At 40.0% G+C, this 23,665-nt stretch carries 20 protein-coding genes (1 of these 20 only partly in view); 5 read left to right on the top strand and 15 right to left on the bottom strand.

Going from position 1 to position 23,665, the window contains the following annotated elements:
- Positions 1-388, bottom strand: partial view of a dolichyl-phosphate-mannose--protein mannosyltransferase gene (locus CRI9333_RS22645; protein ID WP_015205491.1) — the 5' end (the start) only. 1,088 nt of this gene lie to the left of the window's left edge; only the first 388 of its 1,476 coding nucleotides appear in the window; the start codon lies at positions 386-388; its stop codon lies beyond the left edge, outside the window.
- A gap of 288 nt (positions 389-676) precedes the next feature.
- Between CRI9333_RS22645 and CRI9333_RS27040 the strand changes: the two genes are divergently transcribed.
- Positions 677-835: a hypothetical protein gene (locus CRI9333_RS27040; RefSeq protein ID WP_157462378.1), complete on the top strand. Its 159-nt coding sequence runs from the start codon at positions 677-679 to the stop codon at positions 833-835.
- A 16-nt stretch (positions 836-851) separates the two neighbouring features.
- Here the strand turns inward: CRI9333_RS27040 and CRI9333_RS22640 are convergent, their stop codons facing one another.
- Positions 852-1,751 carry a hypothetical protein gene (locus CRI9333_RS22640; RefSeq protein ID WP_015205490.1) on the bottom strand — a complete coding sequence of 300 codons (900 nt, stop codon included), beginning with the start codon at positions 1,749-1,751 and terminating at the stop codon, positions 852-854.
- Here CRI9333_RS22640 and CRI9333_RS27035 point away from each other — a divergent pair.
- Complete coding sequence (locus CRI9333_RS27035) at positions 1,750-1,920, top strand: hypothetical protein (protein ID WP_157462377.1); 171 nt, start codon at positions 1,750-1,752, stop codon at positions 1,918-1,920. The two genes, CRI9333_RS22640 and CRI9333_RS27035, sit on opposite strands and share 2 nt — an antisense overlap.
- 269 nt (positions 1,921-2,189) lie before the next feature.
- Here CRI9333_RS27035 and CRI9333_RS22635 read toward each other — a convergent pair whose 3' ends face one another.
- The 13 genes from CRI9333_RS22635 to purE form a co-directional block, all read right to left on the bottom strand.
- On the bottom strand, positions 2,190-2,624 hold the full coding sequence (locus tag CRI9333_RS22635) for a hypothetical protein (RefSeq protein WP_015205489.1): 435 nt from the start codon (positions 2,622-2,624) through the stop codon (positions 2,190-2,192).
- Between the two features lie 95 nt (positions 2,625-2,719).
- Complete coding sequence (clpB, locus tag CRI9333_RS22630; RefSeq protein WP_015205488.1) at positions 2,720-5,377, bottom strand: ATP-dependent chaperone ClpB; 2,658 nt, start codon at positions 5,375-5,377, stop codon at positions 2,720-2,722.
- A 130-nt stretch (positions 5,378-5,507) separates the two neighbouring features.
- On the bottom strand, positions 5,508-6,026 hold the full coding sequence (locus CRI9333_RS22625; protein WP_015205487.1) for a Uma2 family endonuclease: 519 nt from the start codon (positions 6,024-6,026) through the stop codon (positions 5,508-5,510).
- Between the two features lie 150 nt (positions 6,027-6,176).
- On the bottom strand, positions 6,177-7,727 hold the full coding sequence (locus CRI9333_RS22620; RefSeq protein WP_015205486.1) for a hydantoinase B/oxoprolinase family protein: 1,551 nt from the start codon (positions 7,725-7,727) through the stop codon (positions 6,177-6,179).
- 257 nt (positions 7,728-7,984) lie between these two features.
- Positions 7,985-10,195, bottom strand: a complete 2,211-nt coding sequence (locus tag CRI9333_RS22615) for a hydantoinase/oxoprolinase family protein (protein ID WP_015205485.1) — start codon at positions 10,193-10,195, stop codon at positions 7,985-7,987.
- 34 nt (positions 10,196-10,229) lie between these two features.
- Positions 10,230-11,006 carry an ADP-ribosylglycohydrolase family protein gene (locus CRI9333_RS22610; RefSeq protein WP_015205484.1) on the bottom strand — a complete coding sequence of 259 codons (777 nt, stop codon included), beginning with the start codon at positions 11,004-11,006 and terminating at the stop codon, positions 10,230-10,232.
- A gap of 210 nt (positions 11,007-11,216) precedes the next feature.
- Complete coding sequence (locus CRI9333_RS22605; RefSeq protein ID WP_015205483.1) at positions 11,217-12,698, bottom strand: CIA30 family protein; 1,482 nt, start codon at positions 12,696-12,698, stop codon at positions 11,217-11,219.
- 27 nt (positions 12,699-12,725) lie between these two features.
- On the bottom strand, positions 12,726-13,124 hold the full coding sequence (locus CRI9333_RS22600; protein WP_015205482.1) for a nuclear transport factor 2 family protein: 399 nt from the start codon (positions 13,122-13,124) through the stop codon (positions 12,726-12,728).
- A gap of 143 nt (positions 13,125-13,267) precedes the next feature.
- Entirely contained in the window at positions 13,268-14,476 is a 1,209-nt protein-coding gene (locus CRI9333_RS22595; protein WP_015205481.1) for a 4-hydroxy-3-methylbut-2-enyl diphosphate reductase, read from the bottom strand.
- A gap of 34 nt (positions 14,477-14,510) precedes the next feature.
- Positions 14,511-15,302: a GDSL-type esterase/lipase family protein gene (locus CRI9333_RS22590; protein WP_015205480.1), complete on the bottom strand. Its 792-nt coding sequence runs from the start codon at positions 15,300-15,302 to the stop codon at positions 14,511-14,513.
- Between the two features lie 174 nt (positions 15,303-15,476).
- Positions 15,477-16,844: an ammonium transporter gene (locus CRI9333_RS22585; protein WP_041226937.1), complete on the bottom strand. Its 1,368-nt coding sequence runs from the start codon at positions 16,842-16,844 to the stop codon at positions 15,477-15,479.
- Positions 16,845-17,134: 290 nt separating this feature from the next.
- Positions 17,135-18,805: an ammonium transporter gene (locus CRI9333_RS22580; RefSeq protein WP_015205478.1), complete on the bottom strand. Its 1,671-nt coding sequence runs from the start codon at positions 18,803-18,805 to the stop codon at positions 17,135-17,137.
- Between the two features lie 227 nt (positions 18,806-19,032).
- The gene (gene purE / locus CRI9333_RS22575; RefSeq protein WP_041226936.1) at positions 19,033-19,563 is read right to left on the bottom strand and encodes a 5-(carboxyamino)imidazole ribonucleotide mutase; all 531 of its coding nucleotides are present in this window, start codon (positions 19,561-19,563) and stop codon (positions 19,033-19,035) included.
- Between the two features lie 124 nt (positions 19,564-19,687).
- On the opposite strand from purE, the gene CRI9333_RS22570 reads away from it, so the two are divergent.
- From CRI9333_RS22570 to nagA, 3 genes are all read left to right on the top strand, one after another.
- Positions 19,688-20,503, top strand: a complete 816-nt coding sequence (locus CRI9333_RS22570; protein ID WP_015205476.1) for a hypothetical protein — start codon at positions 19,688-19,690, stop codon at positions 20,501-20,503.
- A 375-nt stretch (positions 20,504-20,878) separates the two neighbouring features.
- Positions 20,879-22,156, top strand: a complete 1,278-nt coding sequence (locus CRI9333_RS22565; protein WP_015205474.1) for an S-layer homology domain-containing protein — start codon at positions 20,879-20,881, stop codon at positions 22,154-22,156.
- A 242-nt stretch (positions 22,157-22,398) separates the two neighbouring features.
- Positions 22,399-23,622, top strand: a complete 1,224-nt coding sequence (gene nagA / locus CRI9333_RS22560) for an N-acetylglucosamine-6-phosphate deacetylase (RefSeq protein ID WP_015205473.1) — start codon at positions 22,399-22,401, stop codon at positions 23,620-23,622.
- Positions 23,623-23,665 lie beyond the last annotated feature (43 nt).

Below are 23,665 nucleotides of genomic sequence, written 5' to 3'. Positions count from 1 at the left end.
GTGCATAGCTACGTCGGTGAGTTAATTGATAGGCAATCCCAGCAACTACTAAAGGTATAAATGAACCTGTCAGAGCATTGATCCAACGGTAACTAATAGGGGAACGCAGGGAACCTGTTAAGCCATTGACCGTATCGTTTCCAAAAGGGAAGTGACTACCCAGCCAGATGCCGATCGCAATTATGTATTGGCTCAGAGGCGGATGGGCGTTGAAAAAGGGTGTTCGTGTTAAGTAGTTGTTGGCAAATTTAGCGTAGTAAACTTCATCAAATACTAGGGTGTTAAAGCGACCTAAGCCCCAAAAGCGTAAGCTAACTGAAAAGATAAAAATACCAATAATGGCAATGGTGAACCAGGGAATTGATTGCTTATTTAGCTGTTGAAACATGAAGATTTAATAAATTTAGAGGATGAGCAGCTTTATTGAGGATGGCATATATTATTGCAATTAATTCTGAAGTTTTCTGTTATAAAATTTTTATGTAATGGTGGCATTATTTATCAGATGAGCGCAGTAATTACTGATATTTAAGGTGCGATCGCATTGATCTTGGCAAAAGTGGGTATTAAAGGATAATTACTGCTTGATGTAAAACAACTGGCAAAGATAGAGAATCGCCCTAGCCGTCAATATAGGAGGCTTTTAGCCTGGTAGATGGAAAACGATTTCTCATAAGTGCCAAGTGTAGAATATACACCCATAAAGCGCGATTCGCTCTTGACGACGCTACGCGATCGCACCATTACTGTTATTTTTATGGCTCAGAACTTACGCAAAAATGGGTTATTTACACCATCTGCAAGGGCTAGGTTACCTAGCCCTTACTATATATAGAAGTTCTGCGTAAGTTTTATTGCTGTGGAAAAAATAGCTTTTTCCTGGGTGAGTATTTCCAAGCAATTCCTTCTGGATCTCGACTGCGACTCCATTCTGGAAAGTCTCGCTCGGATCTGCGTTTCAAGATTGTGCTGGAATGAACATCAAGCCGCTTGGCTAGTTCTGATTGAATCAAAGATTCAGGCGTGATCTGTGTTTCAATAGGTTTTGCTACTTGTTGCTGTTGATCGCTTTGGGATTGTGCAAATGGCTGTTTCTCTGTTTGAGATGGTGAAGCATAATCTTGAGATAGTTGGTTTGATTCTGGGTAATCCGGTTCGCTGTCGTCGAATATTTTACCTAGAGTGCTAGATTTAATAGGTTCGTTATTAGTTCTGACTGACGGTTTATTGCTTTCAATCTTAACTAAAGTGCTAGATGCAATCTGTTTGACTTGCTCTAGGGTAGGTGGTTCAGTTTCCCCTATTTTTGTAATGGGAGTGCTAATTTTGACGGGTTTGCGCTCCTCAAGGCTGGTTGGTTCACTTTGATCCAATAAACTACCTAGAGTACTAGCGGTTATAAAGTAATACACTATGCCTCGGTCTGCATATTCAAAAGCTCGAGCGCCAAATTCTTGTGCTTTTGAATTCAAGTAGTGTTTCGCTACTGTACCAGAGACATTGGCTTTCAGTGCTAAGTCGGTTACTGTAATCGCGCCTTGGTTTTCCTTGAGTAGCTGCTGGAAAAATGGATTAACTTTTTGGATTGACTGTTGCCATTGATATTCTTGCCAAAGCCTTAAAGTAACGCCTAGCAATACTAGCGTCAATAGTACTGGCCAAGCGACGAATATAAAGGCAAGCAAAAACGCTATTGGGAAGATGAGAACTAGGCAGCCAGTGGCACTAATCTCTTTTGCTGTTCCATCCATGTTGCTTCGTAGTGAATTTTGTCTTGATATTGCCGTCATTTGCGATCGCACTCGGCAAACAATCTTATATTTGCTTGCATTGGGGGCAAAAATTTGTGGTGTCAAAGAATTGCTAACGGTAAAAAACTACACCTTTGCCAATACAGCACTTATTTATGGTATTGCCTAAAATAAAATATCTAATCATCGTAACTTGGCAAACTAAGGTTACATAAATATTAAGAATAATTTATTCGATATCAAACTAATACTATTTTGTAAAAACTTTTATTATTTTTTTTTTAGGTAAGTAGGTCAACAAGATTAAGGGTTGAAATTTTATCATTGCCCTAGGCTTGCTGTCCGTTGCTATACTTATGAATTTAAATTATTAGCTGAGTTAGTCTAACGTTTTGCGTTTTCCCTATTTACTTCTTGGGGAGAGAGGCAACTAGCTAATTAATTAGTCGTTGATTGTTGGCAACGCTCTAATTCTTGCTGTAGGTATTTTGCCCATTTAGCTGCCAAATCAACTTCTGTAAAAGGAATTTTAGTTGAATTATTAGACTGTGAAAACCTAAATTCCAAAAAAATCTTATTGCCTTTGTCAGGAAGTTCCGCTAAGTTTATTACTTGATTATTTACTAAAAGCTGAATAGCTTGGACATTCTTAAGAGAAAAATTTTGTAAATTAATTATTCCTTTGCGAGTAGGCTTGCCCCAGGTTACTTCTTTGCCTTTCTGACCTAAAACTGCATATATATCATACTTAGCTTGGTCAAATTGAGATGCCCAACTACGATAAGCTTCAACTTTTTGATATTCATTCCAACCTGACCATGCTAACCAAATAAATGTGAAGAGTAGGGGTAGCCAAAGTAAACCGCGTTCCATTGCTTTTTCTTATTCCTTTGCTCTAGCATACTCTCAAGCTAATTGTTTATAAAAATAATTGCCTGCCTCTGTTATATAGTTGGCAGGTCAATTACTTAGATTTGGACAATCTGAACCTCTGGCAAGGTTAGTAGCGCTTTTTTGCTGAATGTGAGAGAATCATTGTCAGAATCGACTAAAATTGTATCCCCCTCAAGGAAGGTATTTTCGAGGATTTTGGTAGCAATGGGGTTTTGAAGTTCCCTTTGGATTGCTCGTTTTAGAGGTCTTGCTCCATAAACTGGATCGTAGCCTGCTTCTGCTAGGTGGGCTTGGGCTGTTGGGGAGAGTTCTATTTTAATTTTTTGGTCAGCTAATAGTTGTTCAATACGCTTGATTTGAATGTTAACGATTTGACTGAGTTCGTTACGGTTCAGGGTGTGGAAGATGATCAAGTCGTCAATGCGGTTGAGAAATTCGGGACGGAAGTGCGATCGCAACGCATCTGTTACTCGTTTCTGCATCTCATCATATTGAGAATCATCACCTGAAATATTCAGTATATGGTCACTGCCAATATTACTGGTCATTACTATTACGGTATTGCAAAAATCAACAGTTCTACCCTGAGAATCTGTAATTCTGCCATCGTCTAATACTTGCAATAGAATATTGAAGACATCAGGATGCGCTTTTTCAACTTCGTCTAGAAGTACCACCGAGTAGGGACGACGACGTATTGCTTCGGAAAGTTGACCGCCTTCTTCATATCCTACATACCCTGGAGGTGCGCCGACTAACCTAGAAACGGCGTGTTTCTCCATGTATTCAGACATATCAATTCGCACTAAAGCTTCCTCACTATCAAAGAGGAACTGCGCTAAGGCGCGGGCAAGTTCTGTTTTACCTACCCCTGTTGGTCCCATAAATAGGAAAGAACCAATAGGACGACCAGGATCTTTCATCCCAGCACGGGCGCGACGAATAGCCGCAGAGACGGCGGCAACGGCTTCTTGTTGACCGATTACCCGTTGATGTAGGTGGGATTCGAGTTTGAGAAGTTTTTGGCGTTCTGATTCTAGTAAACTGTTAACGGGGATACCTGTCCACTTAGCGACAATTTCAGCAATATCAGCTTCGGATACTTGTTCGCGTAATAAAGCAGATCCGCCTGTTTGAATTTCTAAAAGTTGAGCTTCTTTAGCTTCGCGATCGCGCTGCACACCTTCTAATCGTCCATACTTAAGTTGAGCAGCTTTATTTAAATCATAAGCACGTTCTGCTTGTTCAATTTGTACCTTAAGCTGGTCTTCTTCCTCCTTCATGGCATTGATGGCATCTAAAAGTTGCTTTTCACCTTGCCATTTAGAGTTAAATTGTTCTTGTTTGTCCCGTAAAATCCCCATTTCCTGTTCAATCCGTTCCAAGCGTTCCCGCGATGAACTATAAACAGTAGTAACAGCTTTGCGATCGCTTTCTCCTGCTAAAGATAATTTTTCCATCTCTAGCTGCATCAACCGCCGATCAATTGCTTCTAGTTCCGCAGGTTTGGAAGTTATTTCCATTTTTAACTTAGCAGCAGCTTCGTCTACCAAGTCAATTGCTTTATCTGGTAAAAATCGGTCTGAAATGTAGCGGTTAGAAAGAGTTGCAGCAGCTACTAAGGCAGAATCAGTTATTTTTACACCGTGATGAACTTCGTAGCGTTCTTTCAAGCCTCGCAGTATAGAAATAGTATCTTCTACCGTTGGTTCCTTAACGTAAACTTGTTGAAATCTGCGTTCTAAAGCGGCATCTTTTTCAATATGTTTGCGGAACTCATCTAAGGTGGTTGCGCCCATACAACGCAATTCACCCCGCGCTAACATGGGTTTGAGTAAGTTACTTGCATCCATTGCGCCTTGAGGCGCACCAGCACCAACGACGGTGTGTAACTCATCTATAAATAAGACAATTTGACCATCTGAATGAGTAACTTCTCGTAATACTGCCCGCAGTCTATCTTCAAATTCTCCGCGATATTTAGCGCCAGCAATTAAGCTGCCCATATCTAAGGCGATTAACTTGCGGTTTTTTAAAGATTCTGGCACATCGCCTTTAACAATACGTTGGGCTAATCCTTCGATGATGGCAGTTTTACCAACTCCAGGTTCCCCAATTAATACAGGGTTATTTTTTGAACGACGGGATAATACTTGTACTACACGGCGAATTTCTTCATCTCGTCCAATTACAGGGTCAATTTTGCCAGCTTTTGCTTGTTCGGTGAGGTCGCGTCCATACTTTTCTAAGGCTTCGTAGCGTCCTTCGGGATTTTGATCGGTAACTTTTTGGCTTCCCCGAACATCCTTAATAATAGTTTCTAGCTTTGGTAAGTCTAGGTTAAAGCTTTTGGCTAATTTGCGACCGACTCTTTCATCTTCTATTAAGCCGATTAATAAATGTTCAATCGCAATAAATTCATCCTGCCAACTAGATCTAGCTGTTTCAGCCCTATCTAACATTACATCCAATGAGCGACCCAAATATAGTTGGTCAAGTTGACCTACTTTGGGTTGTCGGGATGCGAAGGTTTCTAGTTGGGTTTTGAGGCTGGATACATCTACGTTAGCACGAGACAATAGGCGCGTTGCCAGTCCATCTTGTTCTAGAAGTGCGATCGCCAAATGCTCTACCTCTAGCTGCTGATTTTTGAAGCGACGAGCTACATCTTGCGATTTTACGATCGCATCCCAAGCTTTTTCAGTAAATTTGGTAGGGTCAGTTGGCTGCATTGTCTAAGAATCAAGGTTGATCTAATACCGTCTATCAGTCGTAAGTATAGCAAGCTGTTGAACCCAACCACCTGACCCTAATTTGGGATTTTGGGTTGGGTAGTGCAATTTTTTTCAGTTTTAGGAAGTGTTAAGAATTTTGAAGCTGAGTTAATAACCAAGCGCCTACATGAGTTTGATCTGTTTGGCGACTGCGTTGCAGTGCGGATTCGATAGTTGCTGTCGGTAATCCAGGTAACACTTGTGATTGGGTGATGCGTCTACTTCCACCATCTGCGATCGCAAATGCAATTACCTGATTTTTCTGCACATCTACTACCCAATACTCACTTACTCCAATATTTTCATAGATCAATCGCTTTGTGCCTAAGTCATCAGCAAGGGAAGTATCTGCAACTTCGATCACCAAATCAGGTGGTGCGAATTGTTCTAAATCTACTACCGCAGAGCCTTGAGGTACAAGTTTAGCCCGTTCCCCGATGTAATAAGAAGCATCGGGTTGACATTCATAGACTTCGGTTTTTCTATAGCTACAGTTAATTAATAAATTCAACGGTAAGGCTTTGGCAATACCAAATAAATTAATTGCTATCACAATAATGCCGTGATCGCGGGAGTGTTCAGCACTAATAATCATTTCAATTCCCATTTGTCCCTAATCGTAATAGCATTTAGCATACCTATGAACATGGTTAGCTGTAGCTTTTGGCAAGTCCTAAGATTTTTAACAGGCGCAGATGAAAGCAGATGGACGCAGATTAACGCAGATAAATTACAATAGCCTTCCGTAATGCAAACATTAGGAGATTTTACCAAATCCTCCTCCCCCTGGAGTTTCTATCACAAAAATATCTCCTGGTTGCATCTCTACGGTTGCTGTACTGTTTAAATTTTCTTGGGTTCCATCTTGACGTTGTATCCAGTTGCGTCCTATTTGTCCTGCTTCTCCTCCCTGTAACCCAAAGGGCGGAGTTATCCGATGGTTAGAGAGGATATTAGCTGTCATCGGTTCTAGAAACCGGATTTGGCGAATCACGCCGTTACCGCCGGAATGCTTGCCGTTACCGCCACTATTGGGGCGAAGACTAAAGCTTTCTACTTGTACAGGATAGCGGGTTTCTAAAACTTCTGGATCAGTTAAGCGGGAGTTAGTCATGTGGGTATGAACTCCATCAGTACCATCAAAGTTATCCCCTGCGCCCGAACCACCGCAGATGGTTTCATAATATTGATATCGCTCATTCCCAAAGGTGAAATTATTCATCGTTCCCTGAGAAGCAGCCATTACACCCAAAGCGCCATATAAAGCATCGACAATAGTTTGAGAAGTCTCTACATTACCTGCTACTACTGCTGCTGGATAAATTGGGTTTAGCATACAGCCAGAGGGAATAATAATTTCTAACGGTTTAAGACATCCAGCATTGAGAGGAATATTATCATCGACTAAAGTACGGAAGACATACAAAACTGCGGCTTGAGTTACAGCTTTGGGAGCATTGAAGTTACTATTTAGTTGTAAAGATGTACCAGTAAAATCAATTGTAGCACTGCGATTTGCTCGGTTAATGGTCACTTTAACTTTAATCTGTGCGCTGTTATCCATTTCGTAAGTAAATGAACCGTCTTCGAGAACGTCAATTGCTTTTCTGACTGCTGACTCAGCATTATCTTGTACAAATTTCATATAACCTTGGACTGTTTCGAGGGTGTATTGAGACACCATCTTATGCAGTTCAATAACTCCCCTTTCATTGGCGGCAATTTGTGCTTTAAAGTCGGCTATGTTTTGGTCTGGGTTACGGGCGGGATAAGCATGAGCTAATAATAAATTTCGTGTGGGTATTTCCCTAAAGTTGCCTTGTTCAACTAAAAGAAAGTTATCAAATAAAATTCCTTCTTCTACTACTGTGGTACTGTGCGGAGGCATTGATCCAGGGGTAATTCCTCCGATATCTGCTTGGTGTCCACGCGCAGCAACATAGAAAATAATTTGTTTTTCGTCTTCATCAAAAACAGGAGTAATTGCAGTTACGTCAGGAAGATGGGTTCCCCCGTTATAGGGATTGTTTGATAAATATACATTTCCTGGTTTGATAGTGTCGCTTTTCTCATTAATTAAACTGCGGACACTTTCACTCATTGAGCCTAAATGTACAGGAATGTGGGGGGCATTAGCGACTAATAAGCCTGAAGCATCAAAAATAGCGCAAGAGAAATCTAATCTTTCTTTAATATTGACTGATGCTGAGGTATTTTGGAGAACAATACCCATTTGTTCTGCAATAAATTGATATAGGTTTTTGAAGATTTCTAGACGAACAGGATCGGGTTGAGATGTGGTGTGCATTTTTGAACTTTATTTTTTATAATTGGGACAGAAAATAAAACAGGTGGGGTTGAATAAAATTAAATTATACATTATTATATTTTTTGCTTTTAATCATTTATACCATCTGTGTGCATCTGTGTTTATCTGTGGTTAATTATCTAAAATTTGATTTCAAAAATAAATCTTTTATTAAGGTAGTTGGATTGTGCGATCGCGTAACCCAATCAATAATTATAAGTTAATTAAACGTATTACCCCACCCCCAACCCCTCCCCTTAATAAGGGGAGGGGAGCTTTTCGGTAGCACCATTATAGATTAATGAATTTTGACGCTGTAAAATTAAATGATTATGTTCATTTAATCTTGCTTCCCAGTTAGGTTCAACTACAATTGTACTAATTTTTTCTACAATGATTGCAGCGCCGATGATAGTATCTTCTGGTTGTAAATCTTCCCGTCGATAAACAGGTGTATCATGCCACTTATCCGCAGTAAACATCTGTACTGTTTCCACAGACGCGGGGGCTTCATTTATAGGACTGGTACGAGTAATTTTGGGTTCTTCTGGAGTTTCCATTCTTTGAATTACTTCTACTGATACAGATTCTACAATTAAGGTTTTCTCTAATTGAATGAAACCATAACGTGATTGGTGTTCAGCTTCAAATTCTTGCCGCATTACTGCTACGCTATCGGCAAAATTAACGTTTAATGTAGAGTTAGTACCTTCATATTTTAAGTTAACTTTTTTGATTGTTTCTTCTTCGTTGTCATCCAGGCTAAAGCCTGGGGCTATATTAACGAAGCCCCCCTGCGCGGGCTTTGCTTTTAGGGGGTGGGATTTTTGGGGATTAAGTTCACTTCTTGCTTGGGTTTCTAATGAGTCCATTAGTTGTTGTAAGGTAGGAATTAAGGTTTGGTTTAAAGGTTTTTCTACTCCCCCTTCTCTAATTGCACGGATATCAGCTAATCCCATTCCATAAGCAGATAGAACTCCTGCGTAAGGGTGGAGAAATATTGTTTTCATTCCTAAAGTATCAGCAATTAAACAAGCAACTTGTCCTCCTGCACCTCCAAAACAACAAAGGGCATATTGGGTGACATCATAACCTCGTTGCAAACTGATTTTTTTAATTGCGTTTGCCATATTTTCGACTGCGATCGCAATAAATCCAGCAGCTACTTGTTCTGGAGTATAATTATTTCCTGTGGCAGTTGCAATTTTTTGGGCTAATTGTGTAAATTGCTGTTTGACAATATCTTGATCTAAAGGTAAATTTCCCTCAGTTCCAAAGACAGCAGGAAAATATTGGGGGTGAATTTTTCCTAACATGACATTAGCATCTGTCACTGTTAATAATCCCCCGCGTCGGTAACAAGCTGGACCAGGATTTGAGCCAGCAGATTCGGGACCCACACGATAACTAGAACCATCAAAAAATAAAATTGAACCGCCACCAGCAGCAATGGTATTAATTGCTAATACGGGAACTCGCATTCTTACGCCAGCAATCTCAGATTCTAATTGTCGTTCATACTCTCCTTTAAAGTGGGCAACATCTGTACTTGTTCCTCCCATATCAAAGGTAATAACTAATTCAAAACCTGCTCTTTTGCTGGTTTTAATTGCACCGACAATGCCCCCAGCAGGACCACTCAAAATACTATCTTTTCCTTGAAATTGTTCGGCTACGACTAAACCCCCGTCAGATTTCATAAACATTAATTTGACTCCTGGTAACTGACGGGTTACTTGGTTGACGTAGCGACGTAGAATAGGAGTTAAATAAGCATCTACTACGGTTGTATCCCCTCGGCTAACTAATTTCATTAAAGGGCTAACTTGATGGGATATAGATATTTGGGTGAAGCCGATTTCTTGGGCAATTTGCGCTATTTGTTGTTCGTGGTAGGGATAGCGATCGCTGTGCATAAAAACAATGGCACAACTACGGATTCCTGTTTTATAAGCTGTTTGTAAATCTTCCCTAACTTGTTCAATATTGACGGGTATTAATTCTTTTCCGTGAGCATCATAGCGTTCTTCTACTTCAATTACCTGTTCATAAAGCATTGTTGGTAAAATGATCTGACGCGCAAAGATATTTGGGCGATTTTGGTAGCCAATTTGTAGGGCATCTTTAAAGCCTTTAGTAATTACAAGTAAAACGCGATCGCCTTTTCTCTCTAACAGTGCATTTGTTGCTACTGTTGTCCCCATTTTTACTATTTCTATTGCTTCACTAGAAATACTTTCTGTGCTGGAAATACCAATAATATCTCTGATACCTTGGATAACTGCATCTTGATATTGTTCGGATTTTTCTGAAAGTAATTTATATACTATTACCCATTGTTGGTTAGGAAGCGGAACAATTAAAAAGCGTTCGCTATATTTTACAAGTCTGTTGATTATTGTCTGATTATTAGTAATAGCAACAATATCTGTGAATGTACCACCGCGATCTGCAAATACTTTCAGCATTACTTAATTTAATTAAAGGATATGAAACTAAAATTTAAGAGATACCGTACTTGGACATAAATTTTGTAGTCACGCTATACATAAGTTCATCTAGACGGGATAATACTTCTTGTGCGATCGCATCTGGTATGCCATAAAAAGCATGAGCAATACCACCTGTAATACAAGCGATCGTGTCACTATCGCCACCTATAGATACGGCATTGCGAATTGCATCTTCATAGTCTGTAGAATCTAAAAAAGCAATGATTGCTTCTGGCACAGAACCTTGACAAGAAACATCAAATGTGTAACCATGTCTTATTTGCTCGGTTGTGCGTTCTAAGTCATAACCAAAGGTATTTTGAATATAAGATTTAATCGCATCTTTACTATTACCAGTACGTGCTAAAAAGATTGCAGATGCAGTTGCTTGAGCGCCTTTTATTCCTTCCGGGTGGTTGTGAGTAACTTCTGCACTGCGTTTCGCTTCAAGTAATACTGAATCTAAATCATTAAAAGCAAAACCGACAGGACTAACGCGCATTGCTGAACCATTTCCAAAACTATTATATGGTTCACTATTGTCGGATGATGCCCAGCGCAAATATCTTCCTCCGTAACCTCCCTTTGGGTTAGGATAACTTTGAAAATATTGTTTAAATTTCTCAGTATAATTGCCGCCATTCAGGATAGTATCAGCAACAGCAACAGTGAGGATTGAGTCATCTGTAAATTCTGAATCATCACTAAATAGGGGAAAATCTTTAGTTTTGATATTGTCAAATTCGTAGATTGAGCCAATTATATCGCCTGCGATCGCACCTAGCATATTTTTATCCTTTACTTAGACATACTTATCACAGACATAATACTGAATAGTTACCCGTTACCAAACCTTTACCATACTCCCTAATTAGGGCATATCCGAAAAATAATTTTAAGAAATTTTAACCGCAGATACACGCAGATAAACGCAGATATTTTCTATGATAATTTTTCGGATAGCTATTAGTGAAGTTAAATTTAATTTCTAAAATATTTAATTATCATGTTTTAAGTTGGCAAACAAATTATCCCAGTTATTAACACCACTATCTTCTGACTCTTTGACTTCCAATGTGATATTACAAGCTTGTGGTTGTTCTAACACTTGTACACACAACTGAGCTATATCTTCTCGGCTAACTTTTCCTTTAATATTGTCTCCTTGCTCAAAAATTAACTGCTTACCGCCTGGTTCTTCAGTTAATGCACAAGGTCGGATAATAGTGTAAGGTATACCACTGTCTCTCACACTATCTTCTCCGCGTAATTTCCAGGTGAGAATTCCCCCTAATTGATCGTTCATTCTAACGGCTGGCGGTTCTTCTGCTAAATTAATACCAGGGCGACCAGGGCGAGTTACACCTGCTGAACTAATCATAATGAATTGAGGTTTAGCTACGCCACCATAAGCTTTGATAGATTCAATTTCTAAGGAAAAAATACCTGCTTCAAAATACGGGTTAAATTCTCCGTCATACTCAAATTTACTTAGCATTAATTGAAATGCACAAATCTGGCTACTGTTAATAGGTTCAGCAGTAGGTAAGGTTTTAGCGCGAAATACTGGAATTAATTTATTAAAGGGAATTTGAACAGTTATCCAAGCGTTGTAGGCGGTATCAAAGGAATAAGAATAAGCCACGCCATCCCATTTTGATTCTGTACGCAGAAGGCATTTATAGCGCTTACCATCTCCTTTAACTCGTAGTTCTATTCCTTCATAACCATTTAAATTAAAAGGTGGGCTAAAGTTTTTGGTTCTAACTGAAGCAAAACCGCCAGAATTGTCAGTGGAAACATTACCACTAAATAAAGCTGTATTTTGATTAAGTCTGAAGCTACTTTCACTAACTCCACCCATGACAACATCATCTACAGCGCCCCAAATGTCTTTTAATTCATTGGATGGATTAGTGAAATCAAAGATATTCTTTTTTATGGTAGGTTGGAGATATGGTGCTGCGGTTTCAACTAAATTTTTTATGCCTTGATATTCTACGATTTCTGGACTATCGACGACTTCGGGCAGATAAAACTTGATACCCTGATAATATTTAGCTCTATCTGGTGTATCTCCTTCTACAGGTTGGACTTTTACACCTGTACAACAGATAACGGCTTGAATGTCTTTCATTACTGCGGGAGTCAAGGTTTCTTTGATGGTGATGTCTCCCTCAATTAGTTCGACGCGATCGCCTAAAATTTCTGACGCTTTGGTAGAATCTCTAACGAGCGATCGCACTTGATAACCTTGCTCAATTAGTCGCCGCACAACTCGCTTACCCACACCACCAGTCGCACCAGCTACCAGTATCACTCCCACGTTTTTGTCTCCTAATGGTTTATTGGCGTTATCCTTAGCTTTACCTTGTAATAACCGTGTTAGGCAACCCAAAAAAGGAATAACTTCAAAATATGCCAAAGTTTGAAAAAACCTGCCAAAATCCCATTGAGAGCGTTGATTTGGGTTAGACATACTATTGCTGATGTTACTTATTTGATACTAACTATTTTTACTGCCTTGCAATTGCGATCTTAAAGCAGTATCATCCCAATAAGCTGAAACTTTTTGAATTTTGCCAGCTTCGTTAATTTCAAAAATACTAATACCTTCGGTAGAGGCATTTTTATCATTTTTAGCAACTACTTTCATAGTCCATTTAACTGCTGCCTGATTTGCAGAAATAAAAATTGAGTCTTTTGATATTTCTATGTTTTTAAAGAAACTAGACAACATTCCAAAAAAATCTTGAAAAGTTTCATGTGCAATACTTGGTGGATTACCCACTGGATCATAAACAATTCCGTCTTCAGCAAAATTATCTACCCAGCCTTGGGGGTTCATAGCTACCATATTGTCAAAATAGCCAGCAACCGCTTGTTCAATTAATTCTTTTGACATGGAAAATTTTTCTTTTGTTAACAACAAATAACTATACAAGAATTACGCAACAAGTGACGTTTAATGTAAAAAGCGCGATCGCATCTTTCCTATGGTAATTTGATACTAAGGCAATGCGATCGCACATATCTTACCAACCAGCTTTAAACCACAGCCGCAACAGCTTTTAACTCAAAAATCTTCTCAATTACTTCTTCGACTACTTTATCTGGTGTAGAAGCGCCAGAAGTAATTCCCACAACAACTTTACCTTCAGGTAGCCAATTTTCTACTACTTCTAAATCTTTTCCTATTGGTTTATGCTCAATGCGATTTTCTGGGTGAATCCGCACCGCACTATCAATATGATAAGAAGGAATATTTCTATCAATTGGAATTTGCTGTAACTGAGTGGTATTAGATGAATTGAATCCACCAATTACAACCATTAAATCCAAATCTTCCTTCACCAGTTCAAACATCGCATCCTGGCGTTCCTGAGTAGCATCGCAAATAGTATTAAAGTTTTGAAAATGCTCGTTTAGCTCATCTGGCGGATACTTTTTCATCATAGTATGCTCAAACAGCTTACCAATCTGCTCAGTTTCAGTTTTCAGCATTGTTGTTTGGTTAGCAATGCCTACTCGTTCTAAATCAGTGTCAGGATTAAACCCAACTGAACAAGCTTTGCTGAATTTTGACATAAATTCATCACGATTACCGCCATTGAGGATGTAATTGCAGACATACTCGGCTTCTGCCATATTAAAGACAATTAAGTAAGTTCCGGCAAAAGAACTTGTAGCAACTGTTTCTTCGTGCTTATATTTACCGTGAATAATTGAGGTATAATTTTTTTTCTTGTGCTTTTCAACAGTATTCCAAACTTTAGAAACCCAAGGACAAGTAGTATCAATAATTTTGCAACCTTTATCATTAAGTAGTTGCATTTCCTGAACAGTTGCCCCAAATGCGGGTAAGATCACTACATCACCAGAATTAACTACAGAAAAGTCTTTATTTCCTGCATCTACTGGAACGTAGCGGATGAGCATTTCTTCCAAACGCTGATTTACAGAAGGATTGTGGATAAGTTCATTAGTTACCCATATATCCTCATTAGGAAAATGCTGGCGAGTTTCATAAGCCATTGCTACGGCTCTTTCTACGCCCCAACAAAAGCCAAATGCTTGTGCTAACTGGATAGTAACTTCACCGCGTTGCAGTGTGTTGTTATTTTCCCTGATTTGTTGAATTAAATTGCTTTGATACTCCGACTTCAGGACACCATTCACTTCTGCTTCGTGACCAAATCCTTTGCGATGGTAATTTTCTGAACTGTGGAGTGATCTTTTAAAAGCTTTTGTATCCATGCGCCGTGTCCTGTAAATGTGCGTGCATCAGAGTTTAATTCTCTTTAATCTTACTAGGTGCTGGACTGGGCAGGGATTTATCAAGATGTGAAAATCGCGCGGGTGTTTTCAGTTGGATAAAAACTTGCAACGCAGATCGCCAAACCATATATCCTTGGTAGTTGAGATGCAAGCCATCGGTACTGAGGCTGGGGCGCAAGTTGCCTTGTTCGTTAACAAATAGCGGGTAAAGATCGAGAAACTTAACACCTTCGGTTGAGGCGATCGCAGCTAGTTTGCGATTAAGCTCACGGATGCGAATGTTACTCACCTTCAGCAAGCGATCGCGACCTTCCCAGCTAGAACTTGCCCCAGCATGAGGTAAAATTGATTGGAAGACAATTTGCGACTGGGGATGCGATCGCCGCAAATAACGCATAATTTCTTGCTGGTTCGCTAAAAGCTGATCATCTGGTAATCCCCGAAGTAGATCATTAACCCCAATCATCACAAAAATGATTTCTGGCTGAGTCTGATCAAATAAAGATAATCTTTTTAGTAAACCTGTAGAAGTTTCCCCAGAAATTGCTTGATTTAGCCAAATACGCTCTTGAGGCAACAGGTGGTCGGGAAACCATCTACTTAAAGAGTCACCAGCGATGATGCTTAAATTTTGTCGCTGCTGGGAAGCCTTGGCTTTAGCTTCGCGTCGCAGTATGTCAATCCAATCTTGATAACTTAGCTGTCCGCCCAACGGTAAATCATTTTGCTTTGATTTACTTGGTTGTGGCACAGTTTTACTCCAATGCCAAGGTTGAGGCGTGAAATTACTCACTTGTTGTGCCATGCTTACGGAAAACCTGTGATTCCGTAGAATCAGCGTTAGCACAAAAATGTTAGTAGCTAAGGCGAAGACTGCCCAAGTAGGAAAGAGTTTCACGTAATCAATTATCTAATTATCAATTATCAATTATCAATTATCAGTAAGCCTTTTTTTGATAACTGATAACTGATAACTGATTTAAACCCCTTTATCAACAAAACTCAATCCAGAAGCAAACTCCTCCCCATAACCTTCTTCACCATGTTCAGTGATATCCAAACCTTGATCCTCAGAGTTAGGTTGAACCCGTAGTTCCATGAATAATCCTAGAAGCTTGAGAATTCCATAAGTACCTACTGCGGCAAATATATAGGTAACAATGACACTAACTATCTGTGGGATTAATAGTCCTGGGTTGCCAGACAGCAAGCCATTGTTGCCTGCTTCGTTAACAGCTTTAGTAGCAAAAATGCCCGTCAGAATAGCTCCTACAGTACCACCAACTCCGTGAATCGGGAAGGTATCCAAAGAGTCATCAAACTGTAGCTTTGCCCGCAGACTGACAGCATAGAAGCAGCAAAGAGAGGTGATTGAACCAATTAGAATCGCTCCAATTGGGGTGACAAATCCTGCTGCTGGGGTAACGCCTACCAATCCGGCTAAAAATCCACTCGCAATCCCAATCGCAGTTGGCTTACCTCTTAGTCCCCATTCTATAATTACCCAAGTCAGACCACCAGCCGCCGCCGATACCATTGTGGCGACAAATGCGACGGTTGCTAATGCTCCTGCTCCTAAAGCGCTACCAGCATTAAAACCAAACCAGCCAAACCACAGCATACCAATGCCTAGTAAGACATAAGGTACGTTATGGGGTGCGGCAGGTGTAATCATAAAGTTTTTGCGAGGACCAATTACCCAAGCTGCCACCACAGCAGAAACGCCGGAACTGATGTGGATTACTGTACCGCCAGCAAAGTCTAATGCCCCCATTGAAAAGATCCAACCTTTGCCCCAAACCCAGTGAGCCAAGGGAGCATAAATAAAGGTAGACCACAGGATTACAAACGAGAAGAAGGCTTTAAAACTCATCCGCTCAACTATTGCTCCTGAAATTAGAGCAGGTGTGATGATGGCAAACATCATCTGGTACACCATAAATAATTGATGCGGAATGGTTGGGGCGTAGCAAACTGGATCTGGTTGATCAAAGGCAACGTTGTTTAAAAATAGCCAGTTTAAGCTACCTATAATCGGATTGGCATTAAGTTGAATACTGTCTGGTAGGTTTGAACAATCTCCACTAACAGAAATTGGGGCAAAAGCCAGACTATAGCCCCATAGCACCCAAGTAACCCCTACCAACGCAATCAAAATGAAGCTCATCATCATTGTATTGAGGACGTTGCGCGATCGCACTAATCCACCATAAAAAAATGCTAACCCTGGTGTCATTAACAGCACAAGTGCTGCTGATATCAACATAAATGCTGTATCACCAGTATCAATAGTCACTTCATCTGCTGTTTGAGCGTATGCGCTACCCGCAAGCGGGAAACTTAGCATCCACAGAACAATTATCCCTACGAGTAAAACTTTCTTGAACACTTGTTTAGATCCTTCCCCACCAGCAACTTTAGGCATAAATTTGATTGCACCAATTCATCAATCGCAATTCTGTATCACAAGTTACAAAATACTTTTATAAAAATAAATCATAGGATAGATGATGAAAATAAAAACTAACCCACTAAAATTTCTAGATCGCTTTAGTGGGCTTAAATGTAGATTTATACAGATTTAAGGTTGAAACGGCTAGCGATTGATCGCAATAGGTGCAACATCTTAGCTAAAAGCTACGAGATAACTCCACCAGAGAAACCACCCTTGCCTCTGTCTATCCCTGCCTCTGCAAAAGCACCTGAGCCTGTTTCGTTGCTAAAACCACTGTAGGCTTCCATGCCATGTTCCGCAATATCTAACCCTTCCATCTCTTCTTCTGGAGTTACACGGATACCTAATGTAGCTTTGAGTGCTAACCAAAAAATGCTACTCACAAGTACAGCCATACCGCCTACAGAGATAATGCCAATTAGCTGTGGAATTAGTGTTCCTAATCCACCACCGAACAATAAACCATGTGGACCAACTGGTTTACCTGCTAAATCAACCATCCAGGGATAGCCACCAGGACCAACACTGAATAAACCAACTGCTAAAGTTCCCCAAATACCACAGACAAGGTGAACCGAAGTTGCACCCACTGGATCGTCAATTTTGAGCTTGTCGAAGAAGGTGACAGAGAAAACTACTAAAACTCCGGCAATTACACCAATAATTAAGGCGCTGGTCATACTCACGTAAGCGCAGGAAGCTGTAACGCCTACTAACCCTGCTAAAACACCGTTGATGATCATGGATAAGTCTGGCTTACCTAAGTACAACCAAGCTGTAATTGTAGCTGCGATCGCACCAGCCGAACCCGCCATGTTAGTTGTCAAAGCAATATGCGTAATCGCATTTGGATCGGCTGCCATTGTTGAGCCTGGGTTGAAGCCAAACCAACCTAACCACAGAATTAAACAACCCAATGTGGCAATGCTCATGTTATGCCCTGGTATAGCAATAACTTGACCATCTTGATATCTACCAATGCGAGGACCTAAAAATGCTGCTCCCATGAGTGCAGCCCAACCACCAAATGAATGAATGACTGTTGAGCCAGCAAAGTCGTAGAAACCCATATCTGCTAACCAACCACCACCCCAGATCCAATGTCCGCTAATGGGATAAGCGATACCTACGAGTAAAATACTAAAGATCAAGAAGTCAAGAAACTTAATTCTTTCTGCTACTGCACCAGAAACAATTGTGGCAGCAGTACCCGCAAACACGAGTTGGAACAAAAACTTAGCATTTAAGGGGACACCAGTCCAATTAAGAGAACTGAATACGCCTTGGTAAGCTTCTCCTATCGCTGGACTGTTATCAGTTCCATTGAGAAAAAATCCACTTGTGCCAATAAAATCATTGCCGTCACCAAACATTAAGCCAAAACCAATTGCCCAGAAGGCAATTGTTGCCAGGGCAAAGACAATTAAGTTTTTGGCAAGCACGTTTACAGCGTTTTTCTGACGACAAAAGCCAGTTTCCAACATACAAAAACCCGCGTTCATAAAGAACACTAGGAAAGCAGCAATCGCTACCCATAAGGTATCCATTGCTACCTTCAAGTCTGTAGTTGTAATACCAGGAGCAGTTGGGGCAGTATCTTGAGCAACTGCCGCATAAGCTGAAAACAATACAATTAAGCTTGCTATGGGCAGACAAGCTTGCCAACTTGGTGATAAACGCTTGATTGTTAGTTGCAATTGCCGAAAACTTTTGGCAGTCCGGCGTACAGTACCCTGCCAATTTAATTGCGATAGCGCAAGCGCTGAGTTGTCAGTTCGCTTACTTTGAGTTTTAGACAGCTTTGGCATCAGCCCTTGTTTCAACATAATCCAGTATTTGGTTAATGATGGCATTCAGCTAGCAAAAGAGGTAAATTAATAAACTTTGCACCAAACTTACTTTTGGCACGACTAACAAGAAATTTTGTATTGTAGATGTACCAAATCTTGTATCCCTGAACAGTCGATTTCTGTATCAGAGGATACAAATTTTTGGTGAAAATAAAAAATCTAGGTAGGTATCTGCTGCTAAATCAATACCACTATCAACACCTATCTTCAGATAGATGACTAAACCTCAGTTAATGAGAATAATCTTGATTAGTTAAATATTGCTGATAGCCTAATTCATCTAGGCGTGCTTGCTTATCTAATACGGATTGAGCTAAATTTTGGCGATATTGCTGAACTTTTGCAAGTAACTCGCTTTGGTGGGATGCCAAAATCTGCACTGCGAGTAAACCAGCATTTTTAGCATTACCAATTGCAACAGTAGCAACAGGGATACCAGCAGGCATTTGTACAATTGAGTAAAGGGAATCAACGCCTTGTAAGTTGCGAGTCGCGACTGGTACTCCAATTACAGGTAGGGGAGTGAGAGAGGCAACCATACCAGGAAGATGTGCTGCGCCGCCAGCACCAGCGATAATTACTTTAATGCCGCGTTCGTGTGCAACTTTCGCATATTCCACCATGCGGTCTGGTGTACGATGAGCAGAGACGATGGCGACTTCACAGGGAATATCAAATTCTTCACAAATTGCGATCGCACCTTGCATTGTCGGCAAGTCGGAATCGCTACCCATGATAATGCCAATTAGTGGTTTATTCATGCTAATACCGAGTTGCATTCATAGATAGTAAATTATGCTTAGTCATGGGTAATTATTACATTTAATAGGAACTTTTTAGCTACTTGTAACGTCAATATATAGCTTACCCAGTTGGTGTGTCCTTATGGTTCAGTTTAGAGGTTTGTCATTTAACAGTTCAAGATTACTTTTTTTAGCAATAACAGTAAGTATTACTGCACCGTTGGGAATTTACACCGCAGCTACAGCAGCAACATTTTCTGATCTGCCTAATCATGACGTGCCACTTGCTCAAAGTACACAAGCTAGGCGTTACCTTGTGCAAGTTCAACCTGAAACTCAGCCTGCACCGGATACATCGGTAGATACTATACCGAATAACCGCAGCAACACCGAAGGAAATGACCGTAATAATCAGGAGTTATTCTCTCAAAAGTATAAAGTTTCAAAAAATACAATCATCAAAGCTGCCTACCGTGGTGCAGATAAGTTAACTTTAGTGCCTGGACAAACAACCTCTCTCAACGTGCTAATTACTGAAGATATTAAAAACTCACAAGGTGAGGTTGTAATTCCTAAAAATAGTGAAATTCAAGGTCAGTTAGTATCTCGTTATGATAATTCGACGTTTATAGGTGTACAATTTTTATCGGAACGGCTAATTATTGGTAATCGCTTATATAACAACATTAATGTAACTTCACCAATGCTCACCGATAGGCAACCCGTGACTTATAACTACAGAAGATTAGGAGAAGCTGCTGTGGTAACAGCCGCAGAAGTGCTTGTTAGTAAGTTGGCTGGCTATCGGATTAATCCTGTACCAATTGTCACCACAATAATTAGCAACCGACCTACTCGCAATCAAAGACAAAATGATTTAATTGTTATCGACCTAAAGAAAGATTTACAGTTAAGTTTCAAGGAAGATTTTTATATGAATAAAGCTAGTGGAGAGTAATGTGCGATCGCACCTTGCTTATGCACAATCTGCTATTTGTTTAGCTAATAATAATCCTTCCGACTCCAATGCGGATTATTATTTTTACATCATGCACATAAAAAAATATAATTTATATTATAACATTAAAGAATTAATTTATGGATGTGGAGTTTGACCCTCTATTAATCTGTCTAGTATGGGGAACTTCGTACTACCCAATTTCGACATAAGAAACAGCAAGGTATTCTTAACCAGAATGCCTACTATAAATAAGAAATGAATGATATTACCATTCAACGCTATCAGATGTCACCTTTAAAACCAGATTGGTGATTTTGAAAAAAAATAGCCTTCATAGTGTAAACTTTTAACAAAATTTTGAGGAGTTTTTCAATGAGTATTTTTTCAGGTTTTACATCAAAAACTGCCGCCTTAGTAGCTCTCGGAATAACAGCTAATGCAGTTGTGCCTTTGGCAATATCTGCTCCAGCAACAGCAGCAGATTTTTCGGATGTTAATAATCACTGGGCGCGTCCCTTCATTGAGGCGTTAGCAGATCAAAAGATTATTAGTGGATATTCAGATGGCACTTTTAAACCAGATCAAGCAGTAACTCGCGCTGAGTTTGCGGCACTTGTGCAAGCTGCCTTTCCTAATAATAGAGAAACTCGCCCACAGGGATACACATTTAGGGATGTTTCTACAAACCACTGGGCATACAACAAAATTCAAAAAGCCTATAAAACTGGCTTTATGTCAGGTGTGACGACAACTAATTTCGCCCCTGATACGAAGATTCCCAGAGTTCAGGCATTAGTAACCTTAACCAGTGGTTTGAATATAGATCCCCAAGGTTCTACCAGTACTATTCTGCGAGCATATCAAGATGCTACGGAAATTCCTCAATATGCTCGTAATAAGGTAGCTGCTGCTACAGAAAAGCGAATGGTGGTTAACTATCCTGTAGTAGATAGATTGCGACCAAATCAGATTACTACTCGTGGTGAGGTAGCAGCTTTTCTTTATCAAGCAATGGTTAATCAAGGACAAGCACAAACCTTAGATACCACTGCTGTAAACAGATACATTGTTGGTGCTACAACTGATGGTACTACTCAGAATGCTAATCTTAGGGTGAGATCAGGTCAAACAATTGTTGTGAGAGGAGCAGATGCTCGCCCTCGCATCTTACTATTGCCTAATGAAAGTATTCCTAACCTCACCCTAATTGTTGATCAAGATATCAGAAACAGTGCTAACGAAATATTGATTCCCAGAAATAGTCAAATTGAAGGTCGCTTATCTCCGCTTTCTTCTGGTAATCAATTTTTGGGGATGCGGTTTGATGCACGTAGACTAATCATTGGTAATCAATCTTACGATCAGATTGATGCAACTTCTCGAATAGTCACTGGTCAGCAGCAGCAGGCGAGTAGTGTTAATACAGGTACAGTTGAAAATGCTGCTATAACGGCTGCGGCTCAAGCAATTTTAGGAAGGGTTCTTGGTCAAAGTGTCAATCCCATAAATATTTTGGGCAGTATTTTCACGGGTCAAACTCCTACTACCCAGCAACAGGATCAAGTAATCATAATTGACCCAAGACAAGATTTGCAGTTAACGTTCAACTCTGATTTTTATGTTAATAGAGTTGCTACTGGGTCAAATTAGTCGATATCAGTTACGGCGATAACTAATTTTTTAGTAATCCCCTCCGGTGTCAACACCAGAGGGGATTTTTTTGGTTTTATAGCTAGGGACACAAAGCTGAGGACAAGTTGTAGGGGTGAAACTTATAGAGAAATCATTAAATAGAAAAGCTGACGGTGAGCTAGCTAACTGCTATATATTTTTGAATGTGGAGCAACTTAGACGTAGATTAAGTATTGGGTCGCATTTTGTTTAAGCAAGAAATGGTAAACGTCGCAAATAGTAAAAGTTCTTTACCTGTTGATCTGATTAATGCTCGAATCCCAGGTTATCAAGGATTACAGCAAATTTGGATGCGTGAGGGCAGAATCGAGAAAATTCTGTCAATGGATACTGTGTTGCAACGGATACCGCCACCAGATTTGGAAGTGTTGGATGTAGAAGGTGATTGGATATCTCTTGGTGGGGTTGATCTTCAGATTAATGGAGGTTTAGGTTTAGCTTTTACAGATTTAACTTCTGCTGATGGCGATAAATTAGAGAAAATTTGTCAATTGCTGTGGTTACAGGGTGTTGATGGGTTTGTACCAACGCTGGTTACTACTTCTGTTGAGAATATTGTGCGATCGCTCTCAGTAATATCAGATTTTGTATCCAGTCCTCAAGGGCAAAAATCAACAGCAGCACAAATTCTTGGGGTTCATTTAGAAGGACCTTTTTTAAATCTAGAAAAACGTGGCGCACATCCATCAGAATATTTATTACCACTAACCATTGATAATGTCAAACAAGTATTAAGTAATTATGCAGACATTGTAAAAATTATCACTTTAGCACCAGAATTAGATACAACTGGTGAGGTAATTCCTTATTTACGTTCGTTGGGTATTACTGTTAGTTTAGGACACTCGCAAGCTACGGCAAGTCAAGCACAACAGGCATTTTCACAAGGCGCAACGATGGTGACTCATGCTTTTAATGCTATGCCACCATTGCATCACCGCGAACCAGGATTATTAGGAGCGGCGCTGATGAAACAAAATGTGCAGTGTGGGATAATTGCTGATGGACAGCACGTTTCGCCGCTCATGCTGGAGTTGATTTTACGTGCAAGTGGTTATGAGCAAGGAATATTTTTGGTCAGCGATGCTTTAGCACCTTTGGGATTACCTGATGGTGTTTATCCTTGGGATACAAGGCAAATTGAAGTGAAAAATGGTACTGCACGCTTAAGTGATGGTACGTTGTCGGGAACTACTTTAGCATTATTGTCAGGTGTGCATAATTTAGTTAAGTGGGGTATTTGTGGAGTTGAAAGTGCGATCGCGCTTGCAACAGAAACACCACGACGCGCTATTAATTTATCCTCCCTTTCTGCTAGTCAATTTATTGCTGAAGATCACCAAAATCAATATTCTTTACTGCGTTGGCATTTAGATTCAACAACCGCAGAACTAACTTGGAAACGGTTGTTCCCTGAAATTTAAGCTCCATCGCCTATATCTATAGAAGTAGTTAAGCCGTATAGTA

Origin of the sequence: Crinalium epipsammum PCC 9333 (assembly GCF_000317495.1) — a bacterium.
Taxonomy (GTDB): domain Bacteria; phylum Cyanobacteriota; class Cyanobacteriia; order Cyanobacteriales; family PCC-9333; genus Crinalium; species Crinalium epipsammum.
This window is presented reverse-complemented; position numbering and strand designations above follow the sequence as displayed.